This window comes from Lysinibacillus sp., from assembly GCF_032093475.1.
In the GTDB taxonomy this organism is placed as follows: Bacteria; Bacillota; Bacilli; order Bacillales_A; family Planococcaceae; genus Lysinibacillus; species Lysinibacillus irui.
The window spans coordinates 1-21,291 of record NZ_DAMDAY010000077.1; the positions used below are offsets into that span (position 1 = coordinate 1).

Consider the following 21,291-nt stretch of genomic DNA (forward strand, 5'->3'; position numbering starts at 1 on the left):
CAATGTAATGAAAAACATTAAGCAAACTTTCGATCCTAACCATATTATGAATCCTGGTAAAGTCTTTGCTAAAGAAACGAAGAAAAGAGTGGTGGTACATGGTGGTAACTAACGTACAACAGCAAATGCAGCAATCCTTCCAGACACATGTCGATGAAAATCTATTGCTAGACTGTATGAGATGCGGCTTCTGTTTGCCAAGCTGTCCGACATATCTTCACATGGAGCAGGATGAAGCACAATCACCACGTGGACGCATTGCCTTAATGAAGGCAGTACGTGACGGGATTGTACCTTTCGATGCATCTGTAGAACAATCATTCGATTTATGTTTAGGATGTCGCGCATGTGAGCCGGCATGTCCAGCTGGTGTACAGTATGGTGCTTTAATCGAGCAAACCCGTGAAGCCGTACAAGAGGTGAAGCAGTCAACCTTCGTAGAAAAAACGACAAGAAAAATTGTTTTCAATCATCTTTTCGTCAAGCAAAAAAATATGGAGCATGCAGTTAGTCTAGTGCATCTTTATCAAAAAACAGGTTTACAAAAAGCTGTACGGAAAATTGGCTTTTTAAATTTATTCCCAATGCATTTAAAAACAATGGAGGCATCTTTACCACCCGTAGCTAAAAAGGTACAGCCATTAAAGAAGGTAAAAGCGGCTTCGATGAAGGTGGCATTTTTTACAGGCTGTCTAATGGATACACTTTATAAGGAAACTAATGAAAAAACGGTGTCCTTGCTACAAATGCTTGGTGTTGATGTCGTTATTCCAGATAATCAAAGTTGCTGCGGGGCTCTCCATGGGCATAGTGGTGAGCTAAAGCGTGGTAAGCAAAACTTAATTCGTAATGTAGAGTTATTTGATTCAGATGATTATACCTATATTGTTAATAATGCAGGTGGTTGTGGTGCTTTCTTAAAGGAATATGAAAAGCACTTACATAGTGATGAACGCTATCGTGAAAAAGCAGTTCGATTTTCAGAGAAGACAATTGATATTTCAAGCCTGCTTGTCAAAGCTGGGCTACTGGATTATTTAGCAACCTTGCCACAGCAAGAAAACAAGACTCTTGTAACCTATCAGGATTCCTGCCATTTACGCAATGTTAATAAAGTCTTCAATGAGCCAAGAATGATTTTACAGGCCCTACCGAATGTGCACTTTAAAGAGCTGTCAAATGCCAATACATGCTGTGGTTCAGCAGGAATATATAATTTTTTGCAGCCTGCGTCAGCAGGAAATATTTTAACTACAAAAATGGCTACGATTAAGGCGATACAGCCTACAGTGATTGTCACAGCCAATCCAGGTTGCTTGCTGCAAATTCAATCTGGTATCCATAAAGAAAAGCTAGAAGCAAGCATGCAAGCCGCACATATTGTTGATTTTATCTACAAGAGCATAGAAAACTATAGTAAAATATCTAAAATATACTAAATTTTCAGTATAATCAGTATATTAGTCTCTATGGAGGTGGCACAATGTTTGATTTACAAATTATTGGAACAAAGATTGTTAGGGAGCTTGGAGAACTAATTGATCAACATGTCGTTGTAATCGATCATAACGGATTTATTATCGCCAGCACAGACATGTCGAGGATGAATCAATTTCATGAAGGTGCATTAATAGCGATGAAAAACAAAGAAGTTATGCATATGACGAAGGAGCTTTCAGCACAATTAAAGGGTGTGCGGGAGGGCCTCGTCATGCCATTAGTGATTGAGGATACACCAATTGGAGTAATTGGTGTTACTGGACAACCATTTGAAATCGAAAAATATGGGAAGCTTGTCCAGAAAATTACACAGTTTTTTGTTGAAGATTTTTTAATGCACCGTAAAAAAGAACGAGAGACAAAAATGTTTGAGCTTTTCCTACTAGATTTATTAAATGGACAGGTAAATCAATTACTACTAGAGCAACGAGCTGAAATGCTAAATATTGAAACGGATCTTTATGATCGAGTGATTATTATTCAATTGAATAGGAGAATTGATGAAAAGGGGATGGATTATTTGCGTGCAATTCAAATAATCCATCCTCAACTACATATTTTTCAATGGAGCTTTGATAAGCTCGTTCTGCTTGTACCAAAGGTCACTCGAATTCATTTAGAGCAAACGTTGCATTCATTTAACCGAAAGCTTGTAAAGCTCTATGATGACGAAATATTTATAGGTGTTGGCAATTCACATTCCTTTTTTGCACTAAATGAATCCTACAATGAAGCAAGTATTGCGCTAACGGTTGCTGTTGAAAATAGACAGATCGTGTTTGAGGAGGATTTGAAATTAGAGCTACTATTATCTGATCTCGATGAACAAAAGGTTGGCCATTTCATCTGCAGAACCATTGGCTCTTTAATAGAGGAGGAGGAATTAATATACAATCTAGAAATGTGGCTAAAAAGCAAAGGAGGTTTACAGGAAATTGCCGATGCGCTTCATATCCATAAAAACACTTTAAAATATCGACTGAAAAAAATAGAAAAGCTTTTAAATATTGATATTAATAATAATGAAAATAAATTGGAATTAATGATTGCTATTTTACTGTTTCGAAAAAGAAAGAGCGTTTAAGTTATAGGAGAGAAACTTGTCATTAAATACTTTAATATGCTGCTTTTTGTGTGGTTTTTATATGTTAGAGACAAAAATCGATCAATTATTTTATAATTTTTTATCCTCAAAGAATATATATTTAGATTTTTCGGAATTATAAAATAATTATTAAGTCTAACATAAAAAGAGTAGGGGGATATTTTATGAGGAAATTTTTAAAAGGGAGAAATCTACTTCTTGCAATGCTCTTAATCGTTTCAGCAATATTAGCTGCCTGTGGTGGTAGCAGTGGAGAGAGTGCTGATGCTGAAGGGAAGGAAAAGTCCTATAAATTAAAAATGTCAGTCACTGTATCAGATTCATCCACATGGTATGAGGCAGCCAAAAAACTGGCAGATGATATGGACAAAGAAACAGATGGTCGCATTAAAATTGAAGTGTTCACGAATGAGCAATTATCTGGGGGAGATTCAGGAAAGGCTGTTGAAGGCTTAGCAAAAGGATCAATCGATTTAACTTTTAACTCTACTATTATTTATTCGATTTTAGATCAACGCTTTGGTGTGGCAAGTGCACCTTTTTTACTTAAGGATCATTCTGAGGTAGATAAAGTGTTTAACGGGGAAGGTGGAGAAAAGCTTAAAGAACTTTTAGCTGAAAAGGGTGTACAGGCTTTAGGATATGGTGAAAATGGCTTCCGTCAAATAACGAACAGTAAGCGTGAAATTAAACTACCAGAAGACTTAAATGGATTAAAGATTCGTATACCTGGAATTACGATGTACACAGATTTATATCGTTCATTAGGAACAGATCCTTCAACCATGACATTCTCAGAAGTGTTTACTGCTTTACAGCAGGGAACAATTGATGGTCAAGAAAACCCTATTGATGTAATTGCTTCGTCAAAGCTTGAGGAAGTTCAAGATTATTTAACATTATGGAACTATTCCTATGACCCATTAGTGTTAGGTATGAATAAAAAGCTATACGATTCTTTAAGCGATACAGACCGTGAATTATTCGATCGTTTAGGGAAAGAAGCAGCTGCTTATCAAGTAAAAATTGCACGTGAAAAAGAAGCGTCACAAATTGAAGATTTAAAATCTAAAGGAATGAATGTCTATACGCCAACAGAAGAGGAATTGGAGGCGTTTAAAAAAGTCGTTCAGCCTGTATATGATAAATATACAGATATTTGGGGAGAAGATTTACTGAAAGCGTTTACGCCATAGGGGGGAAACATATGAAGTTCTTAGACTACTTTGAAGAGATTGTATTAAGCGTTACATTTGCAGCGATTACATTTATTACATTTGTAAACATTGTTTCTCGCAATGTAGTCAATTTATCCCTTTCGTTTACAGAGGAAATCACAGTTAATCTGTTAGTATTACTGACATTTGTTGGTACAGCCTTAGGTGTGCGTAGATACGCTCACCTTGGTTTTACCTTGTTGTTCGATAAAGGGAATAAGCTGACAAAAAAGGCGATTGTAATTATTTCATCTTTAGCAAGTGGTGTATTGTTTGCAGTATTGCTTTATTACGGAATGGATATGGTATTGTTCCAAATGCAGATTAATCAAACGACACCGGCCTTAGGCATGCCTCAGTGGATTTTATCTTCTGCCTTACCATTAGGTGCATTACTATGTTTAATTCGTACAGTTCAAGCAATGGTCGAAGAATATAAAGCGATAAGTAATGAAGAGAATGGAGCGAAAGGGGATGAGCTAGTATGACAGCATTATTACTTTTTGGCTCCTTTATCGTGCTCGTATTTTTAAGGGTACCCATTGCTGCGTCCTTAGCAGTAGCTTCAATGGTAGTCCTATTTACATCACAAGGGCTATCAGGATTTGAAGCATTAACGGATATTATGTATACAAGTGTAGCTAAGTTTACGCTATTAGCGATTCCATTCTTTATTTTAGCGGGTGTCATTATGGACCATATTGGAATCTCCAAGCGTTTAATTGACTTTGCACAAACATTAGTAGGGCATCGAAAAGGAGGCATTGTACTTGTAACTGTATTAGTCGCGATTTTCTTTGCTGCTATTTCAGGGTCTGGTCCCGCAACAGTTGCTGCAATTGGAGGTATTTTAATTCCGGCAATGGTGAAAAACGGCTACCGCAAAGAAACTGCTGGAGGATTGGTGGCGAGTGCTGGTGCAATTGGCATTATTATTCCCCCATCGATCGCCTTCATTATTTTTGCAGTCGTAGCAGGCGATCAAATCCCTATTACGATTAATCGACTTTTTATGGCTGGGGTTATACCAGGTATTTTAGTAGGGATCGGTTTATTTATCGCTGGGATGTATGTCCGCAAACGTGATATTCAAAAGGGTATTTTTAATGACTCTGTAGAAGCAGCTATGAAAAAAAGCACAGGAAAAGAACGGTGGGAAGCATTTATTAAAGCACTTCCTGGATTAATGATTCCTGTCATTATTTTAGGTGGAATTTATGGTGGCTTTTTCACACCAACAGAAGCGGCAGTAATTGCTGTTGTATATGGATTAGTTGTAGGACTGTTCATTCACCGAAAAGGCTACATAAAAATGATGTACCGTATTTTTATTGAATCGGCGTTACAAACAGCTGTTGTAATGATTATTGTAAGTGCAGCCTCTGTCTTTGCCTATATTGTCACAACAGAGCAAATTGCCTCAACTATTTCAAATACGGTTTTAGGTTTAACAGATAATAAAATCATTATTTTACTACTAGTCAACATTATTTTATTAATTGCAGGTGCATTTATTGATGCCATTTCAGCATTTTATATTTTCGTTCCGATATTACTTCCGATTATGTTAATGCTCGATGTAGATCCGGCTGTATTTGGCGTGTTCATGACGATTAACTTAGCAATCGGCTTATTTACACCACCTGTCGGGTTAAATTTATATGTTGCCGCAAGTATGTCAAAGACTAATATTATTCAAATTTCAAAAGGGGTCGTGCCGTTTATTGTTGCTTCGATTATCGTCTTATTACTTGTAACGTATATACCTTCTCTATCAACATTTTTACCAGATTTATTAAATATTAAGTAGCAAAGGGGAAATGATTATGACATTAAAAGATGATGTAGCGATTGTTACAGGAGCGGCAAGTGGTATTGGACAGGCAGTTGCAGTTCAGCTTTCAAAGCAAGGGGCACATGTTGTATTAGTTGACTTAAATTCATGTGAGGCAACAATTGAAAAACTAGCACATGATAGCTATTTAGAGTGTTTGGGGGATATTCGCGATGCGGAATTTGTCAAAGCAACAGTCAACCGAACAGTAGAAAAATATGGAGAGATTCATATTTTGGTGAACAATGCTGGTACATGTAGTCGCAAAAATATTGAAACGATGACATTTGAGGACTGGTCACGTGATCTGGATACGAACTTAAAGGCAACATTTATGTTTACACAGGCATGTGTGTACCCACATATGAAAGATGCACAATATGGTCGCATTATTAATATTAGCTCAGTATCGGGCATAAACGGTGGTGTTACATCTGGTGAGGATGGTACAGGTCGCTCAGGCCCAGCGTATGCAGCATCGAAAGGCGGGGTAATTGCCCTAACGAAATGGGTAGCAAAGGAGCTGGGACCTTTCAATATTACTTGTAACTCCGTTGCACCAGGCGCAACCTTAACAGCTATTACAACGGGGGTTCCATACAATTTAGATCAGCAGGTTATTAAGCGTATTGGTACACCTGATGATATTGCAAGTGCTGTCTTATACTTTGCATCTAGGGAGGCTAGCTATGCGACTGCTCAGGTGTTAAAGGTAGATGGAGGGATTAGTATTGGATAATTCTCGGTGGCAAGCTTTGTATGACCGACCTACAGATAGAATTATCGGCAGATTGAAAGCAGGAACGGATTTATTTACAGGGATGAAAGAGGTTTGCAATCACTTTGGTGTCAGAGGCGGGCAATTTCAATGCATGGGGTCCTTAAAGCAAGCGACCTATGTTCAAGTTCAACGAGGTGAAAAGCAAGGGACCATCGTTTATTCACCAAAAAGGCAAACTACATCTCCAGTCGAACTTATTTCAGGTTTAGGCTTTATTGGGATAGATATGGAGACGAATGATTTAGATATTCATTTCCATGGATCTTTTGTCGATTGTGATCAACATTTTTCTGGTGGTCATTTTCTTGAAGGAGAAAATGAAATCGCTATCACAGTCGAATTTATACTCTATCCATTAAAAGAGGCCATACCGAAAAGACGAAAGGATGACCAATTTGGGGTTCTAATTTTTCATTTTGATGAATAGGGGGGAAAGATAAATGAGTACAATTGGCCAACTAGCACTGAAATCCGCTCGAGCGTATCCAGATAAAATAGCAGTTAAATTCAAAGACCGTGCGATTTCCTATGCCGAATTAATGGAACGAGCCTATGCACTAACAGCTTATTTTAAAAGCCTGAACTTACAAAAGGGCGAGCGCGTAGGTATTTTAATGTCGAATCGATTAGAGCATATTGAGCTTGATGTAGCTGTTTCTTTATATGGTCTTATTAAAGTACCGCTGAATTACCGTTTGCATCCGAAAGAGCATGATTATCAGGTGAAGGATTCAGGTATGAGTCTGATTATTGGGGAAAAGTCATTAATTGATCCGCTGCAAATTGATTTTCCAATTCTTTATTGTGGAGAACCGTATGAGCAAGTAGTGAAACAATTTGAAGGCCAGTCCCATGAAAATGAAGTAAACGAGCATGATACAATGGCCATTATGTATACTTCTGGAACGACAGGTAATCCGAAGGGCGTTATGCTATCACATCGCAATATGGTCAGTGGAGCCCTGTCATTAGCAATGGCGTGTGAGGTTGACTATACGGATATGCTCGGTCACGTTGCACCACTCACACACGGGGCAAACTTTTTAAGTCACGTGGCATGGCTCTATGGCCTAACACAAGTTGTCTACGATAAATTTGAGCCAGAGCAATTTGTTCATTTATTAGAGCAGGACCGTATTTCAATCATTTTCCTAGTACCAACGATGGTCAACCTAATGATTCAGCACGAGCAGTTTAACCCACAGAAGCTTCGTACCATTAAATCGATTAATATGGCAGGTTCACCCATTGCTGCTGCTAAGTTACAAGAGGCACTAGATAAAGTAGGAACAAAATTTGTAGAAACCTATGGTCAAGTAGAAGGGCCAATGTGCATTTCTATGATGCCACGCGAGGATTTACCATCTCGACTTGATTCATGTGGCAGAGTTGGACCATTTGTTGATGTGAAAATCGTAGATGCTGAGGGCAATGAATGTCCAGTAGGAGAAATAGGCGAAATTACAGCAAAGGGCCCGCTTATTATGCAAGGCTATTGGAATAACGAAAAGGCAACAGCGGAAACATTGCGTGACGGCTGGCTTCATACAGGCGATCTAGGCAAACTAGATGAGCATGGCTATCTATATATCGTTGACCGTAAGAAGGAGGTCATTATTTCAGGTGGCGTTAATATCTATCCTCGCGAAGTAGAGGAAGTGTTGAACAAGCATGAATTCGTCAAGGAAACATGTGTAATTGGTATTCCAGATGACAAATGGGGCGAATCCATTGTCGCATATGTCGTGCCAAACGGGCGTGGAGAAATTGAGAAGGAAGCTTTAATCGAGCTTTGTCAGCAACATTTAGCGAGCTTTAAAAAGCCAAAAGAAATTTTCGTAGTAGAGTCCCTACCAAAAAGTTCCTACGGGAAGATTTTAAAACGCGAGCTAGTCAAACAGCATATGGAGGTGACACAATGACAGTATATGTTCATAGTGTAAGCATGACGAAGTTCGGTAACAATGAAAATGCTTCATTGAAGGATTTAATGCTCACTGCTAGTCGAGAGGCGCTAGATGAGGCAAGAGACTTAAAAATTGATGCGGTTTTTGTTGGCAACTACATGGGAGGTAGCTTAGCCAATCAAGAAATTCTAGGCGCGATTGTAGCAAATGACTTGGGGCTCGGTCCTATTCCTACAGCTAAATTAGAAGGTGCCTGTGCATCAGGTGGTATCGCATTACGACAAGGTATTTTAGGTATTTTAAGTGGCGAATATGAAAGCGTTTTAGTTGTCGGTGTAGAAAAAATGAAGCATGCGCCAACCGCCACTGTGACGCAATTTATTAACTCTGCAATGGATCAGACGACAAACGAACGTTATGCGGGTCTAACCTTCCCAGGATTTTTTGGCGTAGTCGCAAACCGCTACTTTTATGAAACGGGTGCAAATAAATCCCATTTAGCAAAATTAGCGCTCAAAAACCGTGAAAATGCTTTACAAAATCCACTAGCCCAATTCCAAAAACCAGCAACACTCGAAGAAATAATGAACGCACGCATGATTACCGATCCACTTGGCTTATTCGATTGTTCACCGATTACAGATGGAGCAGCAGCAGTTGTGTTATCTCGTAAGCCATCGGATATTAAAATAGTAGCATCAGCACAAGCTTCAGGACCAACGATGATGCAGGATGCCATTGATTTATTATCATTACCAGCGATTCGTATATCAGGTCAGCAAGCCTATGAAAAAGCAGGGGTTGGTCCTGAGGATATTGATGTTGTGGAAATTCACGATTGCTTCTCCATGACAGAAATGCTAGCCATTGAAGAGCTCGGTTTTTTCCCGAAATTAGAAGGCTGGCTAGCTATCGAGCAAGGAAAAACGCGCGTGAACGGAGAAAAGCCTGTCAATACAAGCGGAGGTCTTTTATCGAGAGGACATCCTATTGGCGCAACAGGTGTGGCGCAGTTTTACCAATTAGTACTGCAATTACGCGGACATGCACCAAACCAGCTCGAAAAACGACCACGACTAGCACTTGCACAAAATTTAGGTGGCACTGGTTCTTATTCGGTTGTCCACATATTAGAAAGGGTGTAGCAGATGAAGGTTTATGAATGCTGTGGTGTGGAATCAGTAACGAAAAAAGTATATTGCAGCACCTGCCGCCAAGAAATCAAAAACGAACGAGAAGTCCCAGATGAAGGAACCGTGTATAGCTTTACGGTCATTCACATTGCACCTGCAGAGTTCGCCCATTTGGCACCGTATACCGTGGCGCTAGTACAGCTAAAGGATTCAACAGCCAAGCTAACAGTGCGTATTCAAGAAAGTGTACAAATCGGTGACCTCGTACAGCTTGATGAAATGAAAGATGGAACATACATTTATCAAAAGGTGAGAACTGCTTAACGAAGGGTATGAAGTATGGTAGGCTGTTTGGAAGGCGATTTGTCTTTCCTGATAGCCTACTTTCTTATGAATAGTCTACTAGACTTTTTATAAATGTTCCTTTATTGAGGCAGAATTTCAATTTGGGTCTTGCTGCGGATGTTAGTCTGTTGCCCTATAGAACGTAGAAGATAATGAGGCTTCTTACCATGCGCTCGAATAAAACAGGAGGGGATGACTTGGCAAATGCAAAGGTTTATTCCATTTTAGTTTTCGTTATGTTTCTTTGGGGAATGAATGTTACATGGCTGAAAGTAATTGTCTCCAACGGCGATCCATTAACGATACAAACGGCCCGCATTTTTCTTGCTGCTATTACGATTTTTATTATTTTAAAGCTAACGAAGCAACCGCTTTATGTAAAAGGAATGCCATTTAAGTACATATTAATTGGTTGTTTTTTCGGCGTCATTTGTCACCATGTCTTTTTAGCATATGGCATCGTTCAAACAACAGCCATGAAAACGGCCATTATTAGTGGCTTAAGTCCACTTTTCACGGCTCTCATTGCCGTACTATTTAAAGACACGGTTATGACAAAATCTAAATTAATTGGCTTTGCACTTGGAGGAGTTGGCGTGCTATTTGCAGTGGTGGACGACATCACTGAGCTGACCAATCTACAGCTAGGTGATTTTCTCGTGTTTATGTCATTCTTTTTGCAGGCCTTTAGCTTTATCGCAATTCGTCGTGCCACTGAAGTCATCTCTCCGATGCTGATGACAGGCTGGATGCTACTTATCGGCTCATCCATCTTATTAATTTTCACATTCGCTACAAGCTTCCGAAGCTACGGGGCATTTGTATCCTTCAGTCCGTTCATATGGCTCGTATTTTTCATGTCTGCTATTTTAGCTACTTCGATCGGACATACACTATATAATTTATGTATAAAACACATTGGTGCAGCGGAATCCGCTATTTTTGTGAATTTCAATACCATATTCGCACTAATTGGAGCGGCCTTATTTTTACATGAAATCATTACACTTCAGCAATTTATCGGTAGTTTAATTATTATTTCAGGCGTTATAATCGGCACAAGCAATTTAGAGGAAAGACTTCTTCAAAGGAAAAAAAATCGCGATAAACTAGAGTGTTAGAAAAGTAGAGATGCTCAACTTTTCCTAGGCTTCTAATAAGAATGTTTAGTTGGTGAACTAGCTTATTCAGTGTCTCTACTTGATATTTTAAGCTCTTTATTTTATAATAGTACTACATGCCAGTGAGCATCTACTCATACGATGTTCATTTACAACCTGCATTATGCAGCGTTGTCCGAACGGTTTATAACCGGATTATATCCGGGGACGTTACGGATTCGACAGGGATGGTTCAAGCTTTGGTCGCGCGTCGGAGGGCTCGGCTCCGTCATCAACGACAGTTATATAATAACTGGCAAACAACAAAACTTAGCTTTCGCAGCGTAAGCTCTTAAGCGCTCTGCCTCTCTATCGCCCATGTAGAGAACGTGGGGCCCAACTTTAGTGGGATACGGTCGATGGTGCCACCTGAGTCATCGGCAAGAGATTTCCAGGTTAGCGTACAGGACGCCTGTTTGTCGGCATAATGTTACGTGAATCGTAAATAGGCAAACTACACGCGTAGAAGCTGAAGTATTGGAGTTTCTGGACGCGGGTTCGACTCCCGCCGTCTCCATACATACGATTTCATCGGAAATCAAATAAAGTCAAAATCCTTATATATCAAGGGTTTTGGCTTTTTTCTTTTGTCATTGAATTTCATCTAATAGCATTCAGACGTAGTTAAAAACGTAGTTAAAATACAACGATAACAGGATGGAACGTGTGTTCTTTTTGGTGACATTTTTTGCTACAAGTGGTACAATTAAATAAAAGGAAAAGGAGGGGTTAATATGGCGTATAATGCGGTGAATATTGCATCGAATATCATTAATAAGATGCGTGAAAAAAATCTGTCATTAGATCATATAAAATTGCAAAAGCTCCTTTACTTCTTTGCAGTAGAATATTTTAGCATAAATAGGGAGCCTGTTTTTGAACAGCCTATTGAAAAATGGAAACTTGGTCCAGTCGTTAGAGATGTATATAACGAGTATAAGTTTAAAGGATCAAGTGAAATTAATGAACCAACGTATAAATTTACGTTTTCTCATGGACGATTTACAAGTTCTATTATTGAACCAGCAAATTTAAATGAGGATGATAATGTTATTTTAGATGAAATTATAGATAAATATGGTGGTTTACCTTCTTTCAGACTTGTAGACATCACGCATGAAGAAGATGTTTGGAAGGAAGCAAAGCCGAAGATAGAAAGACGAGAAGATGCATTATTTTACACTACAGATGATTTTAAACGAATTGTAGGGAGACGTAATTAATGGAGAATAAAGATCCTTTTGAGGCCGAGCGTATTGACGACTCGGCTTCTTCTAATATGAATTTTAAGTTGTCTATTGAAAAAATGAAGAAAGAAAAAATACATCCTGATAGTGCTCTATTTACAGAGATTTTAGAATGCTGGATTCAAACCTGTGTCAATAAGGAAAGGATATATTCTGAAATCACAGAGAATTTACTTGATATTAAATTGACAGATGTTTATGATGACGAGGATTTAACCGTATTCAATATCAACTTAGATAATATACATAGTTCACAAAAAGTGGACGAACAAGAATTGGATTCATGGAATGAATTTATTGAAAAGATAAAAGATCACGTTAAATTAGTTGAACACCAAAAAAAGTTATTTTTTTCTGTTGCAAGTGAGTTGAACGCAAAACAATTAGCGCTTGGAAGCTATTTCTCAACTAAAACTACAGAACTAGAGTTGCAATCTCGGGGAGTTGAAGAACAAATTACGAGCTTAGAAATAAAAATTGAAGAATTAAAAAACCTAAATGATAAGGTTAAGAAGAAGTCTAAAAAAATGCAAAAAGATTTCATATCAATCTTAGGTATTTTTGCTGCAATCTTATTAGCTTCCTTTGGTGGATTAACGGTATTATCTAACATTTTAAGTGATGTTCAAGCTCCGTTAGGGAAAATAATGATTCTTGGAAGCTTATGCTTAATGGCCATATTAACAATTTTATTCTTACTCCTTAATGGAATTTCAAAGTTAACAGGAGAAAAATTGAGGAATTGTCGATGTAAAAAAGGGAAATGTACTTGTACTGTAGAGAAGAAACATCCTACCTTATTTATTAGTGGCGTATTCAGTATAATAATTATAATTTTAGGGTCGTTTGAACTTTTGACTGATTTTGAATACTTACGTAATACGGTTAATATAGGTTGGACAGTATTTATATTTATTATGCTTATCATTTTTGTTATGATAGTCGCTTATATGTATGTTTTAGGTTTATTTAAAAATAACAAGACAGACTAAAATTAGTAGAGGCCTCTAATTAAATAGAGACCTCTATTTTTTATTTAAGGTAGTCTACATATTTTAAGATAGCATCCTCTTTCGCATTCGCTGTAACATGCGCATATACGTCCATAGTCGTTTTTATATCCGCGTGTCCTAAACGATCTTGCACGGATTTAATTGCAGCACCTGCTTCAAATAATAACGAACAGTGCGTATGTCTAAATTTATGCGTAGAAATGTAAGGTAAGTCTGTATTACGCAAAATGGATTTGACCCAGTCGTTTGTTTTAGCTGGCTGAATGAAACTGTTTTCCGTGTTGCTAAACACAAGCTGGTCTTTTGCTAATGTGTTATATCCAAGCATTAAAAACGCTTGTTTCTGCTTTTTCTTCCACTCTTTTAAAATCACCATTGTAGCTTCGTCCATTTTAATTTTACGGCTTACACCTGTTTTTGTTGATTTAACATAAAGCTTTTGTGATACACCTTGAGTAAGAGCCTTGTTAATATCGATTTCATTATTAGCAAAATCGATATCCTGCCATGTTAATGCGAGTGCCTCACCTTTACGCATACCTGAATAGGCGAGTAAGCGGAAGAAGGCATACACTTTATAGTTAGGATGCTTTTCAGCAGAAGCTAAAAATTCACGCAACTGGTCTTTTGTATAAAAAAGGTTTTTATCATGCGTGGATGTACGCTTTTTACTTTTATGTGGAAGGTCGACTAAATTAAATGGATTTTTATCGATATAGCCACGCTGCATTGCAAAGCGCATCACCAACGAAGCATAACTTTTCACTTTATCCCCATTTACAAGCTTATCCATCCATTCATCTACATGACGTTGGCAAATATCGATATTAATTTTATCTATTTTGTAGTCAGCCATTGCAGGTAGGATGTGATTTTTAAAAATATTACGTGTTTTTACAAATGTACTTTCCTCAACAGTTTTCTCGTAACGTTTGATCCATAAATCGTATACTTCACGATACGTTTCAGCTTGGATTTTTTTATATTGTCCATTTGCAATTTCTAGTTTCAAGCGCGCTAATGCTAGCTCGGCTTCCTTTTTCGTTTTAAAATTACTACGTGTTGTCCGCATTTCCTTGCCTGTTAACGGATCTTTTCCGATGTAAATTTGGAAGCGATAGCGTTTTTCACCGCTTTTTAATGTGTAGCTTTCAATAGTTCCTGTCTTCTTTTTTGCCATACTCTCATACCTCCATTGTACTGAAGACAATCGTTTGAGAAGTTTAAGGCAAATCAGATTTTTGGTTCTTTATAATGAGGAAACAGTATATATAACATAGCTAATACACGTGCAGCTTCATCAGCTGTTAGTTTATATCCATTAAATACTGGTTTGATATTTTCAGCTTTTAGCGAAATATTGGTCTGCTCTAAAAGAACCTTTAAATCTGTTGCCGCTTTTAACAGCTCAGTAGTCGATTGTCTTTCTGCATCCGTTTGGTGTGCAAGATAAAGTTCAATTAGGTCATTGTGGCCAGCGATTTTTAATAAATCGAAATAAGATACGTCCACTGCTTCCGCTATTTTTCCTAATAGCTCTTTGGAAGCGCTCCTTGAACCAGCTTCTATTTGCGATAAATACGGTTGAGAAATCCCAATTTTTGTAGCAAGTTCTTGAATAGTAAGACCTTTGCTTTTACGCAACTGCTTCAAAGAAATGCCCAAATCACGTTTGTTCAAATTAATCACCTCAAATAATAAATAACACAAAATATAACTGTTTGCAATTATTCGTTTATAGATATTGCTAATAGAAATAATTTGTGTTAAATTTTATTCGATATTTTAGAAATGGAGGTGATAATATGGAATTCGTTAATGAGAATATTAACTTAAAAGAGATTGTGGAAATGATGTTATATGAAGTATTAAAGGAAAACCAACTATCTCACAAAGAATGGTATTCGTTAAAGGAAGCAGCGAAATATTTAGGTGTGTCTATTAACACTTTAGCGAAATTCCGAGAAAAGGGATTAAAAGTATGTGAGATAGAAGGTGTTAAACGTGTGTCAAAAAGTGAGATGGATCGCTTTATGAATGAAAATAGTTTTTAAAGCTTCACAATAAGATGGCGCAGGAAATCATTGCGATTTAAATATAATGAAATAGGTAATTGTAAAAATGAATCATTAATTAGTTGAAAGCTTCTATTAAAGCTTTGTTCTGTATGTAGCCTGAAGTTTTTTAAAATATGTTCAGGTACTTTTTGAGCAATTGTATTATAGGCAAGTTTTTTATCTACTTCTAATAAGATAATGGAGTCTTGGTGAACGAAGTCACAATATATAATGGTATCCGTATCGCTTGGCGAATTAGATGCAATTTTTTTCATCTGTTCTACAGCCCCTATTGCGAATACATTCCATTGAAGGTCATCAAATTGGTTAAAGTCATCGTGACGAAGCCATTCAATATAAGGTGAGAATGGTGCAATATTTAGTAAGTCCCAATGCTTTGTAACTTCGGCAGCACCAAGTAGCAGTGGTTCATCAAGATAGTTATGATTTTTTATAGGCGATTCATAAGATTTCTTTTGTGTTTCATACACATACTTATTATAGTATTTCATTATTGTCCCTCGTTTAATTTGTAATATTGTACTACGTTGAATATATTAAAATGAATGAATGTATTTAGCAATATCTTGATTTTTCGAGTGCTTAAATGTAATGTATTACACTTTTGTGTACAATTTAAGAGAGTGTGAATAGTGCATTCATCATACCTTTTGATCAGATGCTTTTATGTTATATAGACGAGTAATTATTCATAAAAAGTAATATCGTATTCTCTTAAATTTAAATGTGTCTAAATTGTGAATTTGTTATTATAGGTGAAAAAATTATAAAAAATTGCGCGAGGGGGTACCTGCCTTTCGAGACAATCAGGTAATGACGTTAGTCGCCCCCAGGGGTAAAAATGATTCTACACTTGATGAAAAATAGTACGAAAAAAACACGTATATGCCTTTAAATCAAGGGGCTATACGTGTTTTTCTGTACGAATTATGCAATGTTCCTGATTTTAATAGAACGACATGGAGAGGGCGGAGTAGCTACTAATTAATGCTTGTTGAGCCACTCAATAAATGATGATTTCGGGATGCGAATAAGAGCACCTACACGAATGACTGGGAAAGTATTGGAGTGTGCCAATTCATATGCTTTAGATTGGCCGATTCCTAATATTTCTTGGATGTCCTTTATATTTAATAAATCAGGATAGTTTTGTAGCATACGACATTCACCTCCTTATGGTGTCCTTCGGCTTTGTGTTTAGCAAACTTTCATTGGCTGTATGTGTAAAATGTTAATAACCAATTTTAGTGTTACAGTTACTCGTTGAGATTAGCAGTTGATTTTAAAGATTAACAAATTCATGTGCATAGATTTTACCGTAATGTGGATCTACAAATTGATAAGTATTTTCCCAATCACAATTTTCAATATGTTGTTGATCTAGATAATCAAGTGCTTTGCCGTTATACATAATTTTTGGTTGCTGTAAGTTTTGTGGGAAAAGGTAGTCGCTATAAATACCTTTAATTGATTGTAAAGCATTTGTGTACATGTCTAATACATCTTCAAAAGGTGTGATTTCCCAATGAACCGTATTTCCCCAGATAGTGCTTAATTCATCTAATGTTAGCCCTGAGGACTGATTTGTAATGAGATGTACTTTTGCTAACGGCAAATTATTTGGATGTGGGGTTGTATCAAGTAATGCAAGGTAGGTACAGCATTTGCCTCCAAAGTATTCCATGAAATGTTCAACGCGTGTTTTCAAATTTGTAGCTGCTTCATCCAGCCCAATATTTAATGTGTAATGTGCAACTAAATATTCGTCAATGAAGTTTGTGAGCAGTAAGCGTTGCAGTGCTGTTATATCGTCTTCAGTTGCAAGTGCTGTGATATTTTTATTTGTCATCGCGTAGTAAGCAAATGTAATACGGTTGCAGCTTACTACTTTAAGCTTTTCGATAAAGTTTGTCATACATAATCCCTCTTTCTAAATAAATGTTTGCTGTATCGTTTCAAGCTTTTCTAACAGCTCTAAGGTAAGATTTTCATTTTGGGCTTCGACAAAACTTTCTAGCTCGTCTATGGCTGCATCTGTTATAAGAACAGTTGTTGTAAAACCATATGGACTTTCAAAACTATTAAGGATTTTGCCATTGCGTAAGAGTAAGAAGTCGATAATTTTACGGCTTTTAAATTTTAGTCGTACAGGGCGTTCTAATCCGTACCCACCAAGATAACGCTTCCTTCCTCGTGGCAGACGTTCATCATAGATGCCTTTGCTCAAATAAGAAGCGATTTTGATATTGTCTTCTGCACTTCCATGTTGTTTACGGTAATGTAATCCACCGTATGTCCATTTAGATTTAAGCAATTGTATAAATTGTTTAGGGATACGGCATAAAATATGAAAGTGAATACGACCATTTTGCTGGAATTCAATAACACCTACATAGCGTAAATCGATGCCCTTTAGCTTTTTACTACGCTTCAACTTATACCAAAACGAATTAAACCTTTCGCGACATGTAACAAAGTCTGTAGTATCAAAATCGCAATTAGAATTGAACGTTAATGTCAGCATGCAAAAGTCACTCATATAATTCGCATGGATAATGCCTTTTAATGTGCGCTTACTTTTAGCAATGGAACAGCGTAGTGTTTCTTGCGCTTGTTCGTGCAAATTTAACGTGTAATACTCCTGTCCCTTTTCTTTACGACCACGCTTAGGAGGAAATTTGTTTTCAAGTGGTACGTATCTTTCCACGACATGTGTAATAGTGGACGTGTGTGTTACATGTACTTCTAATTCATGTGTCATAATGAAACCTCCAAATGTCTTTTATGATAGTAGTCAAACCCTTGGTATATAAGGGATTTATTTTGTTTTATTGAAAGAAAAATGTATAAAAACAATTACTATTAATAAAGTGGAGTTAAGGCCTACAATCCGACTAAATTCTGTTAACAGCTGCTGTTACGTTTTGTTGTTTTAACAGTTATAATTGTAAATAGTAATACGAATTTTTACGAAGTCGGTATAAGGTGATTTGGGCAAACTGTAATGTACATATCTCCAAAAAGCTCGATTTTCCTCCACCATACGTAGAATTCGAATAAATTTTAAATGAGGTATATAAAATATGAACTTTCAAGATAAAGTAAGCTTCATTTGGTCAATTGCAGAGATTTTGCGTGGACCTTATAAGCCAGAAGATTACGGTAAAATTGTTTTACCATTAGCGGTATTACGTCGTTTTGACTGCGTATTAGACAGTACGAAAGAAGAAGTACTAAAGAAGGCAGAGCAGTTTAAAGCGATGTCAGAAGAAGCTCGTGAGCCGATTTTAAATCGTGTGTCACAACAAAACTTCCACAACACAAGCCAGTATGATTTTAAAAAGCTGCTAACGGACTCAGATAATATTGCCGATAACTTACGTGATTACATCAATGGCTTTTCTAAAGTAGCTCGTGATATTATGGATCACTTTGATTTTGACCGCCAAATTGACAAACTAGATCAAAATGACTTGTTATATTTAACGATTAAGCGCTTTAGTGAAGTGGACTTGCATCCTGAAAAAGTATCAAATATCGAGATGGGTTATGTATTTGAGGAGTTAATCCGTCGTTTTAATGAAAACGCAGAAGCAGGGGATCACTATACGCCACGTGAAGTGATTCGTTTAATGACGCACTTATTATTCTTACATGACGATGCAAGCATTTTAACGAAGCCAGGTTTAACACAAACGTTATACGATGCAGCAGCTGGTACGGGTGGTATGGGTTCAGTTGCACAGGAATATTTAATCAATCAAAATCCGACTGCTCATTTAGAGTTCTTTGGCCAAGAAATTAACCCTGAATCGTATGCAATTTGTAAAGCAGACTTGCTCATTAAAGGTGAAGATGCACGTAACATTCGCCTAGGCAATACACTATCGAATGATCAGTTCCCGCATGATAAATTTGATTATTTAATTTCGAACCCACCATACGGAGTAGACTGGAAATCGTATGAGAAGCCAATTAAAGCTGAACATGAAAATCAAGGGTATAACGGTCGTTTCGGTCCTGGTACGCCAAGAACAAGTGACGGGCAGCTTTTATTCTTAATGCACTTACTATCGAAAATGAAGCCAGTAACAGCTGAAAATCCACAAGGCTCTCGTTTAGCCATCATTATGAACGGTTCACCATTATTTACAGGAGATGCAGGTTCAGGTGAAAGTGAGATTCGTAAGTACGTGTTAGAAAACGACTTAGTAGAAGGCATTGTGGCTTTACCAAACGACTTATTCTATAACACAGGTATTGCGACGTATATTTGGATTTTAACGAACAATAAAGCCCCTCTACATAAAGGGAAAGTACGTTTAGTGAATGCTGTTGACTTCTCGAAAAAGATGAAGAAGTCGATGGGTAGCAAACGTAATGAGATTACAGAGGAGCAAATTAATGAAATCGTTCGTTTATATGGCGACGCACAGCCACATGAGCATGTGAAGATTTTTGATAACGAAGACTTCGGCTACTCGAAAATCACAGTAGAACGCCCATTACGTTTAAATTTCCAAGTGAATGAGGAACGCTTAGCACGTGTCGTAGAAGAAAAAGGCTTTGTGAACTTAGCGACATCGAAGAAAAAAGGTGATGCAGCACATGCTGAAATTGAAACAGGTAAAGAGCTACAAACGAATATTCTAGCTGTACTACGCACGTTAGAGAGCGATACAGTATATAAAAATCGTGATGAGTTCACGAAAGTATTAAAGGCAGCGTTAAAAGATGCAAACATTACAATTGGTGCACCTGTGTTAAAAGCGATTTTAGCAGGGCTTGCTGAAAAAGATGAAACAGCCGATGTATGCATGAAAAACAAAACAGATATCGAGCCAGATACTGATTTACGTGATACAGAGAACGTGCCGTTAAAAGAAAGCATCGAGGACTACTTTACACGTGAAGTATTACCGCATGTACCTGATGCATGGATTGATTACACGAAGACGAAGATTGGCTATGAAATTCCGTTTACTCGCCAGTTCTACAAGTACACAGCACTACGCAGCTCAGCAGAAATTATGGATGAGATTCGTGCGTTGGAAGTGGAGATTGCGGAGCAGTTGAAGAAGGTGATGGGATGATACAGGAATTTAAAGAAGTTGATGTAGGGTGGATTAAAGAAATACCTAAAGAGTGGGAAATTAAAAAAGTAAAAGAAGTATATGAATTTGTTAGCGTAAAAGTAAGTGATACGGAATATCCTGCACTGACTGTGAGTAGTAAATATGGTATCACACCGCAAATGGAGCATGTTGCAAAAACTCTAAATGGTGATTCTCGTAAGCGTGTTGAAAAAGGAGATTTTGTGATAAATAGTCGAGCTGATAGACCTGGAGCATGTGGGATTTCCGCTTATGATGGTTCTGTTTCGATGATTTGTCATGTATTAAAGCCCCGAAATAAAGAAATATTAGACGAAAAATATATGCATTACTTATTTAGAAATAACATGTTTTCTCAAGAGTTTTTTAGATGGGGACGTGGCATTGTTTCAGATTTATGGAGTACTAGAAAAGATGAATTTGGTAGTCTACAGCTGCCGATTCCTCCGATTAAGGATCAAAAAATAATTGGAAACTATTTGGAATATAAAGAAAGGGCATTAAATGAATTAATACAATTAAAAGAGCAGCAACTAGATAAGTTAGAACAACAACGCCAATCAATCATCACAGAAGCAGTTACAATAGGTTTAAATCCGAATGTGAAAATGAAAGATTCAGGTGTTGAGTGGATTGGTGAGATTCCTGAGCATTGGGGAGCTACAAAAATTAAGTATAGTGTTGAGTTACAGGGAGTAAAAGCCGAGGAAGATACGAATTTACAGTACATTGGATTAGAAAATATAGAAGCTAAAACAGGGAAATATATTCCTAGTGAAAATGTTGAAATAGATGGAGCTGCGCTTAAATTTTCAAAAGGTGATGTTCTATTTGGCAAGCTAAGACCTTATCTAACG

General features: G+C 37.2%; 23 protein-coding genes and 1 other RNA gene. 18 read left to right on the forward strand and 6 right to left on the reverse strand.

The annotated features are described in order from the left end of the window. The 15 genes from RT445_RS15515 to RT445_RS15585 all read left to right on the forward strand — a co-directional run. Positions 1-112: FAD-linked oxidase C-terminal domain-containing protein (locus RT445_RS15515; protein WP_313470914.1), on the forward strand; the 112-nt coding region annotated here is incomplete at its 5' end. After that, positions 99-1,439, forward strand: a complete 1,341-nt coding sequence (locus RT445_RS15520; protein ID WP_313470883.1) for a (Fe-S)-binding protein — start codon at positions 99-101, stop codon at positions 1,437-1,439. The genes RT445_RS15515 and RT445_RS15520, both read left to right, overlap by 14 nt. Before the next feature lie 44 nt (positions 1,440-1,483). Further along, positions 1,484-2,584, forward strand: a complete 1,101-nt coding sequence (locus RT445_RS15525; RefSeq protein ID WP_313470886.1) for a CdaR family transcriptional regulator — start codon at positions 1,484-1,486, stop codon at positions 2,582-2,584. Between the two features lie 185 nt (positions 2,585-2,769). Next, positions 2,770-3,801, forward strand: coding sequence for a DctP family TRAP transporter solute-binding subunit (locus tag RT445_RS15530; protein ID WP_313470887.1), 1,032 nt, complete (start codon positions 2,770-2,772; stop codon positions 3,799-3,801). A gap of 11 nt (positions 3,802-3,812) precedes the next feature. Beyond that, on the forward strand, positions 3,813-4,310 hold the full coding sequence (locus tag RT445_RS15535; protein WP_313470889.1) for a TRAP transporter small permease: 498 nt from the start codon (positions 3,813-3,815) through the stop codon (positions 4,308-4,310). Then, a complete protein-coding gene (locus RT445_RS15540; protein ID WP_274794352.1) occupies positions 4,307-5,632 on the forward strand; it encodes a TRAP transporter large permease in 1,326 nt (441 codons plus the stop codon). Before RT445_RS15535 ends, RT445_RS15540 begins: the two co-directional genes overlap by 4 nt. Before the next feature lie 16 nt (positions 5,633-5,648). Next, on the forward strand, positions 5,649-6,395 hold the full coding sequence (locus RT445_RS15545; RefSeq protein ID WP_313470891.1) for an SDR family NAD(P)-dependent oxidoreductase: 747 nt from the start codon (positions 5,649-5,651) through the stop codon (positions 6,393-6,395). Then, positions 6,388-6,864 (forward strand): PCC domain-containing protein, encoded by a 477-nt coding sequence (locus tag RT445_RS15550; protein ID WP_274794350.1) that lies wholly within the window; start codon positions 6,388-6,390, stop codon positions 6,862-6,864. The genes RT445_RS15545 and RT445_RS15550 overlap by 8 nt, the downstream gene beginning before the upstream one ends. Before the next feature lie 13 nt (positions 6,865-6,877). Further along, a complete protein-coding gene (locus RT445_RS15555; protein ID WP_313470893.1) occupies positions 6,878-8,359 on the forward strand; it encodes a class I adenylate-forming enzyme family protein in 1,482 nt (493 codons plus the stop codon). Continuing rightward, entirely contained in the window at positions 8,356-9,489 is a 1,134-nt protein-coding gene (locus RT445_RS15560; protein WP_313470894.1) for a thiolase C-terminal domain-containing protein, read from the forward strand. The genes RT445_RS15555 and RT445_RS15560 overlap by 4 nt, the downstream gene beginning before the upstream one ends. Positions 9,490-9,492: 3 nt before the next feature. After that, positions 9,493-9,801, forward strand: coding sequence for a Zn-ribbon domain-containing OB-fold protein (locus RT445_RS15565; protein ID WP_313470895.1), 309 nt, complete (start codon positions 9,493-9,495; stop codon positions 9,799-9,801). Between the two features lie 218 nt (positions 9,802-10,019). Then, a complete protein-coding gene (locus RT445_RS15570; protein ID WP_313470896.1) occupies positions 10,020-10,943 on the forward strand; it encodes a DMT family transporter in 924 nt (307 codons plus the stop codon). A 203-nt stretch (positions 10,944-11,146) separates the two neighbouring features. Continuing rightward, positions 11,147-11,502, forward strand: a transfer-messenger RNA (tmRNA) gene (ssrA, locus tag RT445_RS15575). Positions 11,503-11,716: 214 nt separating this feature from the next. Continuing rightward, positions 11,717-12,205, forward strand: a complete 489-nt coding sequence (locus RT445_RS15580; RefSeq protein WP_313470897.1) for a Panacea domain-containing protein — start codon at positions 11,717-11,719, stop codon at positions 12,203-12,205. Further along, positions 12,205-13,221 (forward strand): hypothetical protein, encoded by a 1,017-nt coding sequence (locus RT445_RS15585; RefSeq protein WP_313470899.1) that lies wholly within the window; start codon positions 12,205-12,207, stop codon positions 13,219-13,221. Before RT445_RS15580 ends, RT445_RS15585 begins: the two co-directional genes overlap by 1 nt. A gap of 40 nt (positions 13,222-13,261) precedes the next feature. Here RT445_RS15585 and RT445_RS15590 read toward each other — a convergent pair whose 3' ends face one another. Next, a complete protein-coding gene (locus tag RT445_RS15590) occupies positions 13,262-14,422 on the reverse strand; it encodes a site-specific integrase (protein WP_313470900.1) in 1,161 nt (386 codons plus the stop codon). A 53-nt stretch (positions 14,423-14,475) separates the two neighbouring features. Then, positions 14,476-14,922 carry a helix-turn-helix domain-containing protein gene (locus tag RT445_RS15595; protein ID WP_313470901.1) on the reverse strand — a complete coding sequence of 149 codons (447 nt, stop codon included), beginning with the start codon at positions 14,920-14,922 and terminating at the stop codon, positions 14,476-14,478. Between the two features lie 125 nt (positions 14,923-15,047). Here RT445_RS15595 and RT445_RS15600 point away from each other — a divergent pair, with 125 nt between their 5' ends. After that, entirely contained in the window at positions 15,048-15,296 is a 249-nt protein-coding gene (locus RT445_RS15600) for a helix-turn-helix domain-containing protein (RefSeq protein WP_313470903.1), read from the forward strand. On the opposite strand, the gene RT445_RS15605 is transcribed toward RT445_RS15600, so the two are convergent. The 4 genes from RT445_RS15605 to RT445_RS15620 form a co-directional block, all read right to left on the reverse strand. Beyond that, positions 15,293-15,811, reverse strand: a complete 519-nt coding sequence (locus RT445_RS15605) for a hypothetical protein (RefSeq protein ID WP_313470904.1) — start codon at positions 15,809-15,811, stop codon at positions 15,293-15,295. The genes RT445_RS15600 and RT445_RS15605 overlap by 4 nt on opposite strands. 493 nt (positions 15,812-16,304) lie before the next feature. Further along, positions 16,305-16,478 carry a helix-turn-helix domain-containing protein gene (locus RT445_RS15610; protein ID WP_313470907.1) on the reverse strand — a complete coding sequence of 58 codons (174 nt, stop codon included), beginning with the start codon at positions 16,476-16,478 and terminating at the stop codon, positions 16,305-16,307. Between the two features lie 124 nt (positions 16,479-16,602). After that, complete coding sequence (locus RT445_RS15615) at positions 16,603-17,235, reverse strand: hypothetical protein (protein ID WP_313470908.1); 633 nt, start codon at positions 17,233-17,235, stop codon at positions 16,603-16,605. Positions 17,236-17,250: 15 nt separating this feature from the next. After that, positions 17,251-18,081: a rolling circle replication-associated protein gene (locus tag RT445_RS15620; protein WP_313470909.1), complete on the reverse strand. Its 831-nt coding sequence runs from the start codon at positions 18,079-18,081 to the stop codon at positions 17,251-17,253. Positions 18,082-18,403: 322 nt separating this feature from the next. Here RT445_RS15620 and RT445_RS15625 point away from each other — a divergent pair, with 322 nt between their 5' ends. Beyond that, a complete protein-coding gene (locus RT445_RS15625) occupies positions 18,404-20,413 on the forward strand; it encodes a type I restriction-modification system subunit M (protein ID WP_313470911.1) in 2,010 nt (669 codons plus the stop codon). Next, on the forward strand, positions 20,410-21,291 hold an 882-nt coding region (locus tag RT445_RS15630; protein WP_313470912.1), incomplete at its 3' end, for a restriction endonuclease subunit S. The genes RT445_RS15625 and RT445_RS15630, both read left to right, overlap by 4 nt.